General features: G+C 72.4%; 11 protein-coding genes. 1 reads left to right on the top strand and 10 read right to left on the bottom strand.

Going from position 1 to position 13,081, the window contains the following annotated elements; all coding sequences use genetic code 11:
- Positions 1-182: 182 nt before the first annotated feature.
- The 10 genes from ACWGIS_RS27145 to ACWGIS_RS27100 all read right to left on the bottom strand — a co-directional run bounded on the left by ACWGIS_RS27145 (position 183) and on the right by ACWGIS_RS27100 (position 11,519).
- Positions 183-1,190 (bottom strand): sugar phosphate isomerase/epimerase family protein, encoded by a 1,008-nt coding sequence (locus tag ACWGIS_RS27145; RefSeq protein ID WP_453365074.1) that lies wholly within the window; start codon positions 1,188-1,190, stop codon positions 183-185.
- A 31-nt stretch (positions 1,191-1,221) separates the two neighbouring features.
- On the bottom strand, positions 1,222-2,460 hold the full coding sequence (locus ACWGIS_RS27140; RefSeq protein WP_453365073.1) for a Gfo/Idh/MocA family protein: 1,239 nt from the start codon (positions 2,458-2,460) through the stop codon (positions 1,222-1,224).
- A 76-nt stretch (positions 2,461-2,536) separates the two neighbouring features.
- Complete coding sequence (locus ACWGIS_RS27135; protein WP_453365072.1) at positions 2,537-3,586, bottom strand: substrate-binding domain-containing protein; 1,050 nt, start codon at positions 3,584-3,586, stop codon at positions 2,537-2,539.
- Between the two features lie 28 nt (positions 3,587-3,614).
- Positions 3,615-4,634, bottom strand: a complete 1,020-nt coding sequence (locus ACWGIS_RS27130; protein ID WP_453365071.1) for an ABC transporter permease — start codon at positions 4,632-4,634, stop codon at positions 3,615-3,617.
- Entirely contained in the window at positions 4,631-6,169 is a 1,539-nt protein-coding gene (locus ACWGIS_RS27125; protein WP_453365070.1) for a sugar ABC transporter ATP-binding protein, read from the bottom strand. Before ACWGIS_RS27125 ends, ACWGIS_RS27130 begins: the two co-directional genes overlap by 4 nt.
- 173 nt (positions 6,170-6,342) lie before the next feature.
- Positions 6,343-7,524 (bottom strand): ROK family protein, encoded by a 1,182-nt coding sequence (locus ACWGIS_RS27120; RefSeq protein WP_453365069.1) that lies wholly within the window; start codon positions 7,522-7,524, stop codon positions 6,343-6,345.
- Between the two features lie 595 nt (positions 7,525-8,119).
- A complete protein-coding gene (locus tag ACWGIS_RS27115; protein WP_453365068.1) occupies positions 8,120-8,794 on the bottom strand; it encodes a GntR family transcriptional regulator in 675 nt (224 codons plus the stop codon).
- Between the two features lie 193 nt (positions 8,795-8,987).
- The gene (locus ACWGIS_RS27110; protein ID WP_453365067.1) at positions 8,988-9,926 is read right to left on the bottom strand and encodes a beta-ketoacyl-ACP synthase III; all 939 of its coding nucleotides are present in this window, start codon (positions 9,924-9,926) and stop codon (positions 8,988-8,990) included.
- Between the two features lie 158 nt (positions 9,927-10,084).
- Complete coding sequence (locus ACWGIS_RS27105) at positions 10,085-10,219, bottom strand: MFS transporter small subunit (protein WP_453365066.1); 135 nt, start codon at positions 10,217-10,219, stop codon at positions 10,085-10,087.
- On the bottom strand, positions 10,188-11,519 hold the full coding sequence (locus tag ACWGIS_RS27100) for an OFA family MFS transporter (protein ID WP_453365065.1): 1,332 nt from the start codon (positions 11,517-11,519) through the stop codon (positions 10,188-10,190). The genes ACWGIS_RS27105 and ACWGIS_RS27100 overlap by 32 nt, the downstream gene beginning before the upstream one ends.
- 474 nt (positions 11,520-11,993) lie before the next feature.
- Between ACWGIS_RS27100 and ACWGIS_RS27095 the strand changes: the two genes are divergently transcribed.
- Entirely contained in the window at positions 11,994-12,965 is a 972-nt protein-coding gene (locus ACWGIS_RS27095) for a 2-dehydropantoate 2-reductase (RefSeq protein WP_453365064.1), read from the top strand.
- Positions 12,966-13,081 lie beyond the last annotated feature (116 nt).

Below are 13,081 nucleotides of genomic sequence, written 5' to 3'. Positions count from 1 at the left end.
GGGCTGGTCGTACGGGCGGGTGCGGTGTCGCCGGGGTGCGCCGTCACCCCGGAGGTGTGGTGGGTGGCTCGGAGGAGTCCCGCGGCCGGGCCGTGCCCTGGCCGCGGGCACTCACCGGTCGTGGCCGCCGAAGGCCGCGTCGAAGGAGACCGGCGGCGGCTCGAAGTCGAACACCTTGGCCCTCACCGGTCGTTGCCGCCGAAGGCCGCGTCGAAGGAGGCCGACGGGGGCTCGAAGTCGAACGCCTTGAGGCGGGCCAGGGCCTCGGGTGCGCCCTGGATCCGGTCCATGCCGGCGTCCTCCCATTCGACCGACACCGGACCGGCGTAGCCGATGGAGCGCAGCATCCGGAAGACGTCCTCCCAGGGGACGTCGCCGTGGCCCGCGGAGACGAAGTCCCAGCCGCGCCGCGGGTCGCCCCAGGGCAGGTGGGAGCCGAGGCGGCCGTTGCGGCCGTCGAGCCGCTTGCGGGCCTCTTTGCAGTCGACGTGGTAGACGCGGTCGCGGAAGTCGTAGAGGAACCCGACGGGGTTGAGGTCCTGCCAGACGAAATGGCTCGGGTCGAAGTTGAGGCCGAAGGCGGGACGGTGGTCGACGGCCTCCAGGGCGCGCCGGGTCGTCCAGTAGTCGTAGGCGATCTCGCTGGGGTGGACCTCGTGCGCGAACCGCACGCCCTGCGCGTCGAAGACGTCGAGGATCGGGTGCCAGCGGGTGGCGAAGTCCTCGTAGCCGCGTTCGATCATCGCCTCGGGGACGGGCGGGAACATGGCCACCAGGTGCCAGATCGCGGAGCCGGTGAAGCCGATGACGGTGTCGACGCCGAGGGCGTTCGCGGCACGCGCGGTGTCGGCGATCTCGGCGGCGGCCCGGCGGCGTACGCCCTCGGGTTCGCCGTCGCCCCAGATGCGGGCGGGCAGGATGGCCTGGTGGCGTTCGTCGATGATCGCGTCGCAGACGGCCTGTCCGACCAGGTGGTTGGAGATCGCCCAGCACTTGAGGCCGTACTTGTCGAGGAGTTCGTGGCGGGACGCGACGTACGCGGGGTCGGCGAGGGCCTTGTCGACCTCGAAGTGGTCGCCCCAGCAGGCGAGTTCGAGTCCGTCGTAGCCGAAGTCGCGGGCGAGCCGGCAGACCTCCTCGAGCGGCAGGTCGGCCCACTGGCCGGTGAAGAGGGTGAAGGTGCGGGGCATGCTCGGGTGCCTCCTCGGGGCGCCGGGACGGTCAGGCCGGGACGGTCGTGTAGACGGAGTTCTTCGCGGCGCTCTCCTCGACGGCGGCCAGCACGCGCTGCACCTGGAGTCCGTCGGCGAAGGACGGCACGGGCGGCCGGTCCGCTGCGATCGCCCGCACCAGGTCGCGGGCCTGGTGGGTGAAGGTGTGCTCGTAGCCGAGGCCGTGGCCCGGCGGCCACCAGGCGTCGAGGTAGGGGTGGTCGGGCTCGGTGACGAGGATGCGGCGGAAGCCCGCGTAGGCGCCCGGCTCGGTGTGGTCGTGGAAGGACAGCTCGTTGAGCCGCTCCAGGTCGAACGCGAGCGAGCCGAGTTCGCCGTTGAGTTCGATGCGCAGGGCGTTCTTGCGGCCGGTCGCGAAGCGGGTGGCCTCGAAGGAGGCGAGGGCGCCGGAGGCGAAGCGGCCGGTGAACAGGGCCGCGTCGTCGACGGTGACCGCGCCGAGAGCGGTCGCCGGGCCGTCGGCGCCGGCCTGCGCCCCGGCCGCCGACAGGCCGCTGGAGGCGCCCGCGGGCAACGGCCGCTCGCGCACGAACGTCTCGGTGAGCGCCGACACCCCGACGACCGGCTCCCCCGCCAGGTACTGCGCCAGGTCGACGATGTGCGCGCCGAGGTCGCCGAGCGCGCCCGAGCCGGCCAGTTCCCTGCGCAGCCGCCAGGTGAGCGGGAAGTCGCGGTCCACGAGCCAGTCCTGGAGGTACGTCACCCGCACGTGGCGCAGGGTTCCGAGGCGGCCCTCGGCGACCATCGACCGGGCGAGCGAAGTGGCGGGTACCCGGCGGTAGTTGAAGCCGACCATGGCCACCTGGCCGCGCCCCGCCGCCTCCTCGGCCGCCCGGGTCATCGCCTCCGCCTCCTCGACCGTGTTGGCCAGGGGCTTCTCGCACAGCACGTGCTTGCCCGCGGCCAGCGCGGCGACGGCGATCTCGGCGTGGCTGTCGCCGGGGGTGCAGATGTCGACGAGGTCGACGTCGTCACGGGCGATGAGGGCACGCCAGTCGGTCTCGGTCGCGGCCCAGCCGTGCCGGTCCGCCATCTCCCGCACGGCCCGCCCGTCGCGGCCGCAGACGGCGGCGAGGACCGGGCGGCGCGGCAGATCGAAGACGTGGCCCACGGTGCGCCAGCCCTGGGAGTGGGCGGCGCCCATGAACGCGTAGCCGATCAGGCCCACGCCCAGGGGCGGCTTCGCCGCTTCGGCCCCGGCTTCCTCGCGCTGGTGCGGCTGTCCCATGCCGATCTCCTCCTCGTCGTCGTGGCGCGGTGGGGGGTGGGGCCCGGCCCGGCGGAGCGGGGCCGGGCGGGGCCCGTCACTTGAAGCCGGTGGGCATGTAGCGGTCGACGTTCTCCTTGTCGACGACGGCCGAGTAGAGCGTGAGCGAGGCCGGGATCTCGAACTCGGCGAGGCCGCCCACCCCCTTGCTCTGGCCGAGGGCGCGGGCGAGGTCGATCGCGGACGCCGCCATGGTCGGCGGGTAGAGGACGGTGGCCTTCAGGACGCTGTTGTCGGCCTCGATGGCCTGGAAGGCGGAGAGGGCGCCGGCGCCGCCGACCATCAGGAAGTCGTCGCGTCCGGCCTGCTTGATGGCGCGCAGCGCGCCCACGCCCTGGTCGTCGTCGTGGTTCCACAGGGCGTCGAACTTCGACTGCGCCTGCAGGAGCTGGGACATCTTCGCCTGGCCGGACTCGACGGTGAACTCGGCGGCCTGGCGGGCCACCTTCCTGATGTTGGGGTAGTTCTTCAGGGCCGCGTCGAAGCCCTCGGTGCGCTGCTTGGTCAGCTCCAGGTTGTCCAGCCCGGCGAGTTCGATGACGCGGGCGTTCTTCTTGTCCTTGAGCTTCTCGCCGATGTAGTGGCCGGCGCTCAGGCCCATGCCGTAGTTGTCGCCGCCGATCCAGCAGCGGTACGCCTGCGGGGAGTTGAAGATGCGGTCCAGGTTGATGACCGGGATGCCGGCGCGCATGGCCTTGAGGCCCACCTGGGTGAGCGCCTTGCCGTCGGCGGGCAGCACCACGAGGACGTCGACCTTCTTGTTGATCAGCGTCTCGATCTGGCCGATCTGCGCGGCGGTGTCGTTGGAGCCCTCGGTGATCTCCAGGGTGACGTCCGAGTACTTCTTGGCGCGGTTCTTCGCGTTGTCGTTGATCGCGTTGAGCCAGCCGTGGTCGGCCTGCGGTCCCGCGAAGCCGATGGTGACCTGCTTGCCGGGCTTGTCGTCGGCGGCCGGCTGGTCGTTCGCGGCCGGTTTGTCGTCCTTGGGGTCGTTGCTGGTGCAGGCGGTGAGGAAGGCTCCGGCCGAGACGGCGGCGGTCCCGAAGAGCAGTCCTCTGCGGCTCGTGCGGCTCGTGCTTTCTGGCATGGCGGTGGACCTTTCCTTACGGTGCGGCTCAGGTGGTGTGGGCGGTACGGCGCTGGGCGAGCATGGCGGCGACGATGATCGCGCCCTTGGCGATCTGCTGGACGTCGCTCTGCAGGTTGTTGAGCGCGAAGAGGTTGGTGATCGTCGTGAAGATCAGGACGCCGAGCACGGAGCCGGTGATGGTGCCGCGGCCTCCGCTGAGGAGCGTGCCGCCGATGATGGCGGCCGCGATGGCGTCGAGTTCGTACAGGTTGCCGTTGGTGTTCTGGCCCGAGCCGGACAGGATGATCAGCAGGAAGGCCGCGATGCCGCAGCACAGCCCGGACAGCAGGTAGAGGTACAGCCGCTGCCTGCGGACGTCGATGCCCGCGAGCCGGGCCGCCTCGGCGTTGCCGCCGACGGCGACCGTGCGGCGCCCGAAGGTGGTGCGGTTGAGGACCAGCCAGCCGATGACGGTGACGACGGCGAAGACGAGGACCAGCGGCGGGATGCCCAGCACGTAGGAGTCGCGTTCGCCGAGCTTCAGGACGCCGTCCACGGTGACGATCTGGGTCCTGCCGTCGGTGAGCTGGAGGGCCAGGCCGCGGGCGGAGGCCAGCATGGCGAGGGTCGCGATGAACGGGACCAGCGCCCCGTAGGCGATGAGGAGGCCGTTGACCAGGCCGCAGCCCACGCCGACGATCACCGCGGTGAACAGGATGCCGGCGAAGCCGTACTCCTGGGTGGCGACCGTCGTGGCCCAGACCGAGGCGAGCGCGACGATCGCGCCGACCGACAGGTCGATGCCGCCCGACATGATCACGAAGGTCATGCCGACGGTGACGACGCCGATCACCGACGCCTGGGTGAGGACGAGTTGGAGGTTGCGGGTGTCGAGGAACTCGTCGGGCTTGGTGATGCCCCCGATGAGGATCAGGACGGCCAGCACGCCGAGGAGCGAGAGGGTGCGGACGTCGGCGCGCAGGCCGAGCGTCTGCCAGGGTGTGCGGTCATTGATCGGTGCCGCCTTGCGGGTGTCACCCCGGGGCGGGGATACGGGCTGCGTCATGACGCCGGGCTCCCTTCACTGGCCACCGGGCCGCCTTCCATGACGAGGTCGAGCACACGGTGTTCGTCGAGTTCGCGGGCGGGTGCCGTGTGGACGACCCGGCCTTCGCGCAGTACGAGTACGCGGTCGGCGAGCCCGAGCACCTCGGGCACTTCGCTGGAGACCAGCAGGACGGCGAGGCCCTCGTCGGCGAGCCGGCGGATGACCGCGTACAGCTCGGCGCGGGCGCCGACGTCGACGCCGCGCGTGGGTTCGTCCAGCAGCAGCACCCGGCAGCCGCGCAGCAGCCAGCGTGCGAGGACGGCCTTCTGCTGGTTGCCGCCGGACAGGGTCCGCACCGGCGCGGAGGGGTTGTCGGGGCGCAGCGACAGCTCCCGGGTCGCGGCGCGGGCCGCACCGAGCTCGGCCCGCCGGTCGACCCAGCCGCCGCGCGAGAAGCGGGACATGGAGGAGACGGACACGTTCCGCGTGACGGACTCCAGCATCAGCAGGGCCTGCGCCTTGCGTTCCTCGGGGGCGAGCCCCAGTCCGGCGCGGACGGCGGCGCGGACGCTGCCGGGCCGCAGCGGGGTGCCGCCGACGAGGACCTGGCCGGCGGTCGCCCTGCGCGCGCCGTAGATCGTCTCCAGGATCTCGGAGCGGCCGGAGCCGACCAGTCCCGCGAGGCCGACGATCTCGCCGGGGCGCAGCTCCAGGTCGATCGGCTCGAACTCCCCCTGCCTGGTGAGTCCCTGGACCCGCAGGACCGGCTCGGCCGCGGGTTCCCGCGCGGGACGGTCCGGGAAGACGTACTCGACGTTGCGGCCCGTCATCAGGGCGACCACCTCGCGGGTCGGGGTGGACTTCGCGGGCAGTCCGACCGCCACGGCGCGTCCGTCCTTGAGGACGGTCACGCGGTCCCCGATGCGGCGGATCTCCTCCAGCCGGTGGGAGATGTAGACGACGGCGACGCCGTCCGCGGTGAGGTCGCCGACGATGCGGAAGAGGTTGTCCACCTCGTCGGGGTCGAGTGCCGCGGACGGTTCGTCCATGACGATGAGGCGTACGTCGTGGGAGAGCGCCCGGGCCATGGAGACGATCTGCTGCTGGGCCGCCGAGAGGTCGCCGACGAGCCGTCCCGGGTCGATCTCGGGGTGTCCGAGCCGCTGGAGGAGCGCGCCGGTGGACTCGCGGGCCGCCTTTCCCCGTACGACGAAGCCGGCGGCGGTGGGTTCGTGCCCGAGGTGGACGTTCTCGGCCACCGACAGGCCCTCCACCAGGTCGAGTTCCTGGTAGATGGTGGCGATGCCGAGGCGCATCGCGGCGATCGGGGACCGGAGCGTGACGGGTTCGCCGCGCCAGCCGATCGTGCCGCCGTCGGGCTGGTGGGCGCCGGCCAGGACCTTGATGAGGGTGGACTTGCCGGCGCCGTTCTGGCCGAGGAGACAGTGCACCTCACCGGCCTGGACCTCCAGGTCGACGCCGTCCAGGGCCCGGACTCCGGGGAACGACTTGGTGATGCCGGACATGGTGAGCAGCGGTGGTTCGGGTGCCATGACGGTTCCCCTCGGCGGGCGTGCGGGCCGGTTGCAGGGCAGGGCGCTTGCGGCGAAGTCGGGTTCGGGGCAGGCGTGTTCGGGGTGGGCCTGTTCGGGACGGGCGTGTTCAGGGCAGGGCGAAGCAGCGGGGCGTGCGGGTGAGGTGTTCCGTGGCCTGGCGGCCTGGGGTCCTACGCGGGTGAGAACAGGTGGTCGCTGATGAGGCGGGCCGCGCCGATGACACCGGCGGTGGGGCCCAACTCGCCCAGGACGATGGGGAGGTTGCCGGTCGCCAGGGGAAGCGACTGACGGTAGACCTGGGTGCGGATCGCGGCGAGCAGGGTGTGGCCGAGACCCGTCACCCCGCCGCCGATCACCACCAGGCCCGGGTTGAAGAAGCTGACGAGTGCGGCGAGGACCTGGCCGGTCCTGTTGCCGCCCTCGCGGATCAGGTCGAGGGCGGTCGCGTCGCCCGCGGCGGCCGCGGCGGCGACGTCGACGGCGCTGAGCGCGCCCGCCGCCTCCAGCCGTGCGGCGAGTGTCTGCGAGAGCCCGTGCTGCGCCGCCTCCGTCGCGTCGCGGGCGAGCGCGGCGCCGCTGAAGTGGGCTTCGAGACAGCCGCGGTTGCCGCAGGCGCAGGGGCGGCCGTCGGGCACGGCCTGGATGTGTCCGATGTCGCCCGCGCTGCCCGTCGTACCGCGGTAGACCTCACCGCCGACGACGATCCCGCAACCGATGCCGGTACCGATCTTGACGCAGAGGAAGTCGCCCACGGAGCGCGCGACGCCCGCGTGCTGCTCCCCCATGGCCATCAGGTTCACGTCGTTGTCGACCATCACCGGGCAGCCGAGGTCCTGGCTGAGGGCCTCGCGGACCGGGAAGCCGTCCCAGCCCGGCATGATCGGCGGGGCGACCGGGACGCCCTCGGGGAAGCGGACCGGCCCCGGGACGCCGATGCCGGCGCCGTCGAAGCCCTCCGCGAGTCCGGACGCCCTCAGTTTCGCCGCCATCGCCAGGACCTGCTCGAAGACCGCGACGGGCCCTTCGCGCACGTCCATCGGCTGGTTGATGTGTCCGAGGACCTCCAGCTCGGCGTTGGTGACGGCCACGTCGATCGAGGTCGCCCCGATGTCGACGCCGAGGAAGCGCAGTGCGGGCGCCAGCCGGATGTTGTGGGAGCGGCGGCCGCCGCGGGACGCGGCGAGTCCGTCGGCGACCACGAGGCCGGTCTCCAGGAGCCGTTCCACCTCGACGGCCAGCTTCGACCGGGAGAGGTCGATCTGGTCGCCCAGCTGGGCACGGGAGTTGGGGCCGCCGTCCCGCAACAGGCGCAGCAGCCGCGCCTGGTGCGCGTTCGCGGGTCGAGCCGTCATGCGTCTCACGTGCCCCTCCCCGCCTCAATCGGCCGTCTCCGTCGGGCTTTCGAGGTGAACGTAGCAGCGGCTGCCGGGAGTGGGAAGAAGTCGCGCACGAATTGCCGCAGACTTTCTCCACTCACAGGACAAAGCCGGGGGCGGAGGGGGTCGCGACAGGCGAACAGGCCGTGTTCGACGGGGGTTTGAGCACCGGAGGACCTGCGGTGCCACCGGTCGGCGGCACCCCAACGACGGAGCCACGGACGGGAAGAGGGGGGCCTCGGGCGAGGGTTCTGAGCAAGGAGGCCGGCTCAAGCAAGCACCGGGCAACGGAGTCGGAGCCAGGATGCCTCGGCGATGCGACGGAGCCCCGGACGACGCGAGGGAGCCGGGTCGGCGCGATGGGCGCGGGTCGATGCGACGGGCACGGGACGATGCCACAACGGCGTTGTGCTGCGCCAAGGTCGGGGCGACGCGACAGGGCGGTGACCGCGCGGCCACCGCCCTGTTGACTCCCCCCCCGGTCTCCGGTCCCCCGGCCCCCTCCCGGTCTCCGGTCCCCCGGAAGCCCTCGGGCCCCCGGCCCACGGGCCCCGCTCGCCCCGGGCCGCCTCTACCGCTCGCGCTCGTGGTACGTCTTGCGGGTGTGCTCCGTGTGGGCGCGGGACACCGCCGCGGCCCGCTCCTCGTCGTGGTTGGCGATCGCCGCGATCAGCTCGCGGTGCTCCTCCCAGGACCGGTGGCCGCGCTGGCGGGCGACGGGGGTGTAGTACCAGCGGACGCGCCGCTCGACCTGCGCGGCCAGTTCGGCGAGGACCGTGTTGCCCGCGAGTTCCATCACCTTGGTGTGGAAGCGGGCGTTGAGGGCGACCGCGCCGTCCACGTCGTCGGCGGCGACCGCCCGCTCGCCCTCGGCGCACAGCTCCTCCAGGACGGCGATGCCCGCGTCGTCCGCCGACGTGGCCGCGAGCCTGGCCGCCTCGGCCTCCAGGAGCGTACGAACCGTGAGGAGCTGGTCCGCCTCCTGCTCGGTCGGCTCGTGCACGAACGCGCCCTGGGCGGGCCGGAGATCGACCCAGCCCTCGGTGTTGAGCCGCTGGAGTGCCTCGCGCACGGGCTGCCGGGAGACCCCGAGGTGCCCGGCCAGCTCGCTCTCCACCAGGTGCTGCCCCGGCAACAGGGCGCGGGTGATGATGAGTTCGAGCAGGGCCTCGTAGACGCGGTCGCGCAGCGGGCCGGGACGTTCGAGCCTGGGCACCGCCCCCTGCGGCAGTCCGGTGGACAACATCGCGGTCTCCCCTCTGGGCGGCGGCACCGGGCGACCCGTGGTCGCGGCGCGGCTCCGTGAACTCAGTATGGATTGCCTTTCGTCTACAGTCTACGGCGCACAATGGCCAGACCCGACGGGGGTCTGCCTCGTCACACCGCCCCCACGCTCGTCGCACCGCCCCCGGCTGGGCACTGCCCACGGACACCGGACCCTAGGGGCAGCGGACGACCTGTCCCGCGTACGAGAGGTTCCCGCCGAAGCCGAACAGCAGGACGGGGTCGCCCGAGGAGATCTCCCCGCGCTCCACAAGCTTGGACAGGGCGAGCGGGATGCTGGCGGCGGAGGTGTTCCCGGAGTCGACGACGTCGCGCGCCACCACCGCGTTCACGGCGCCGATCTTCTCCGCGAGCGGCTCGATGATGCGCAGGTTCGCCTGGTGCAGGACGACCGCGGCGAGGTCCTCGGGGGCGAGTCCGGCGCGCTCGCACGCCTGCCGGGCGATGGCGGGCAGCCTGGTGGTGGCCCACCGGTAGACGCTCTGGCCCTCCTGCGCGAACCGGGGCGGGGTGCCCTCGATGCGTACGGCGTGGCCCATCTCCGGGACCGAGCCCCACAGCACCGGGCCGATCCCCGGTTCGTCGGACGCCTCGACCACGGCGGCCCCCGCGCCGTCACCGACCAGGACGCACGTGGTGCGGTCGGTCCAGTCGGTCACCTCGGTCATCTTGTCGGCGCCGATCACCAGCGCCCGGGTCGCCGCCCCGGCCCGCAGCGTGTGGTCGGCCAGGGCGAGCGCGTGGGTGAACCCCGCGCACACGACGTTGACGTCCAGCGCGGCCGGCGAGGGGACGCCGAGGCGGGCGGCGACCCGGGCCGCCATGTTCGGCGAGCGGTCGATCGCCGTGGAGGTGGCGACGAGCACCAGGTCGATGTCGCCCGGGCCGAGCCCGGCGGCGGCGAGCGCCTTGGCGGCGGCGTGCCCGGCCAGCTCGTCCACCGGTTCGTCGGGCCCGGCGACGTGGCGGGTGCGGATGCCGACGCGGCTCCTGATCCACTCGTCGCTGGTGTCGACCAGGCCCGCCAGGTCCTCGTTGGTGAGTACCTTGGCGGGCTGGTAGTGACCGACGGCGGCGATCCGTGAGCCGTTCATGGGTGGGTCCCCTCGTTGCCTTGGGTAGCGGGATCCACCAGTCTGATCAGTGACTCGCGGGTACGACGGCAGGTGATGCCACAGGATTGGGGCGCCGCGCTTGTCGGCTTCTGTCAGGCCGTCGGACGCCCGAACACCTTACGTACGCCTGCCCGGCCTCACCCGGTGAACAGCTGCCTGGCCTTCAGCACGAGCTCGTAGAGCCCGTAGCAGAGGGGCGCTCCCACCCAGATCCAGGCGAGCGCCACGAGCCATCGGCGGTCAGGCGGACTCGGACTGCTCTCGCTCGACATCGGCGGCCTCCCTCGGCGCGGGGATGTGGTGACGGGTGTGGACGGGGCGGATCAATTCGTTGGCCGCGAAGCCGACGAGCAGCAGGCCGATCATGATGAGGAGGGAGAGGCCGTAGAGCGAGGCCCCGTGCTTGCCGGCGTCCTCCTGACGGTCCGCGATCCAGTTGACGATCAGCGGGCCGAGGACGCCCGCCGTGGACCAGGCGGTGAGCAGCCTGCCGTGGATCGCGCCGACCTGGTGGGTGCCGAAGAGGTCCTTCAGATAGGCGGGGACCGTCGCGAAGCCGCCGCCGTAGAAGGAGAGGATCACCAGCGCGCAGACGACGAACAGCGGGGTGGAGGAGTCCCCGAACCAGGCGATGAGCGCGTACATCAGGGCGCCCACGCCGAGGTAGACGCGGTACATGTTCTTGCGGCCGATCAGGTCGGACGTCGAGGACCAGCCGATCCGGCCCGCCATGTTCGCCGCCGAGAGCAGCGCGACGAACCCGGCGGCGGCGGAGACGGACACCGGCGTCGAGCTGTCGGCGAAGAAGTCGGTGATCATCGGCGCGGCCTTCTCCAGGATGCCGATGCCCGCGGTCACGTTCGTGCAGAGCACGACCCACAGGCACCAGAACTGGGGCGTGCGCACGGCGCTCCTCGCCGTCACCTGGACGCCGTCGAGGGCGCTCGGCCCGGTCGGGACCGGCCGCTCACCGCGCGGCACCCGCACCAGCAGCACGCCGAGGGACATGAAGACGGCGTACGTCAGCCCGTGCACCAGGAACGCGAGGGCGATGCCGGAGGAGTCGGAGCCGTAGGACTCCAGCATCCGCGCCGACCAGGGCGAGGCGATGAGCGCGCCGCCGCCGAACCCCATGATGGCGATCCCGGTGGCCATGCCGGGCCGGTCCGGGAACCACTTGATCAGGGTCGACACCGGGGAGATGTAGCCGATGCCGAGGCCGGTGCCGCCGACGAAGCCGTAGCCGAGGACGATCAGCCAGAACTGCTCGGTGGCGGCGCCCAGCGAGGCGATGAGGAAGCCGGAGGAGAAGCAGACGAGGGCCACCGTCATGGCCCAGCGCGGCCCCTTGCGTTCCACGAGGGTGCCGCCGAAGGCGGCGGACAGGCCGAGCATGACGATGCCGAGCTGGAAGGGCAGGGCGCTCTGGGTGCCGCTGAGGCCGAGCGCGGACTCCAGCGGGGGCTTGAAGACGCTCCAGGCGTAGGCCTGGCCGATGGCGAGGTGGACCGAGAGGGCGGCCGGCGGGACGAGCCAGCGGCTCCAGCCCGGCGGTGCGACAGGGGGGCTCATGATCCGGAACGATAGGAAGCGGCTGCCCGGTTGGGAACCCGCTCGGCACCGAGGTCCCGGCGGTCTGCGGCGAGCGGTCCCTCTGGCGCGACGAACGGTCGGTGCGGCCGGACGAACGGCTTCCGGATGCCCCTCGCAGGTTCGGGCGAACGACTCCCGGCGGTCCACGCGGGTCGGGGCGAACGGCCTCCGGATGCCCCTCGCGGGTACCGACGAACCGGCCTCCGGAGGCCGTTCGCGGATGCGGACGAACGACTTCCGGGCCCCCTCGCGGGTCCGGACGAAGGGCTTCCAGACCTCCCTCACGGGTTCGCGCGGCGGTCTCGTGCGGCGACAACGCGTCCCCACCGGGCACGGGCCGGCGCCCGCCGGTGCTGCGCGAAGTATTGCCGCCCCGCATTCCATCCTGTAGACAATATTTCGTCGACACAGTGCGACGTTCCTCGGTACCCTCGACCGGACGGAGCTCACCAAGTGAAAGTCGCAGTTCTCGGTGCCGGTGCGATCGGCGCCTACGTCGGTGCAGCGCTGCACCGTGCGGGCGCGGACGTGCATCTCGTCGCCCGTGGACCGCACCTCGCGGCCATGAGGCAGCACGGCGTCCGCGTGCTCAGCCCGCGCGGTGACTTCACCGCGCGCGCCCACGCCACCGACGACCCGGCCGACATCGGCCCGGTCGACTTCGTCTTCCTGGGCCTGAAGGCCAACTCGTACGCGGCGTGCGGGCCGCTGATCGAGCCCCTGCTCCACGACACGACGGCGGTCGTCGCCGCCCAGAACGGCATCCCCTGGTGGTACTTCCACCGGCACGGCGGCCCCCACGACGGCCACCGCGTCGAGAGCGTGGACCCCGGCGGCGCGGTCAGTGCGGTGCTCGCGCCGGAACGGGCCGTCGGCTGCGTGGTGTACGCCGCGACCGAGCTGGCGGGGCCGGGCGTCGTCCGCCACCTCGAAGGCACCCGCTTCTCCGTCGGCGAACCCGACCGCTCGGTGTCGCCGCGCTGCACCGCGTTCAGCGAGGCCATGCAGGAGGGCGGCCTCAAGTGCCCGGTCGAACCCGACCTGCGCAACGACATCTGGCTCAAGCTCCTCGGCAACATCTCCTTCAACCCCATCAGCGCGCTGGCCCGCGCGACGATGCGGCAGATGTGCCTGCACGGCGGCACCCGCAAGGTCATCGAGATCATGATGACCGAGACGCTCGCCGTCGCCGAGGCCCTCGGCTGCGAGGTCGGCGTGTCCATCGAGCGGCGGCTCGCGGGCGCCGAGCGGGTCGGCGACCACCGCACCTCGACGCTCCAGGACCTGGAGCGCGGGAAGCCGCTCGAACTCGACGTGCTGCTGGCCGCCGTCGTCGAACTGGCCGAGATCACCGGCGTCCCGGTGCCCACCCTGCGCACCGTCCACGCCATCTCGGACCTGCTCGCGCTGCGGACGGCCGCCTGAGCGCGCCGGGCGGACCGGTGCCGCGTTCCGCCGGTGCGGGACAATGGGACGCCGGGGTCACCTCTCCGCACGACGGCCGGTGACCCGCGGGCCACCTCCGCAGCAAGGGCCGCTCT

It is taken from the genome of Streptomyces sp. NPDC054842 (assembly GCF_053611025.1).
The sequence above is the reverse complement of the archived record's forward strand: the minus strand, read 5'-3'. Positions and strand labels throughout refer to the sequence as shown.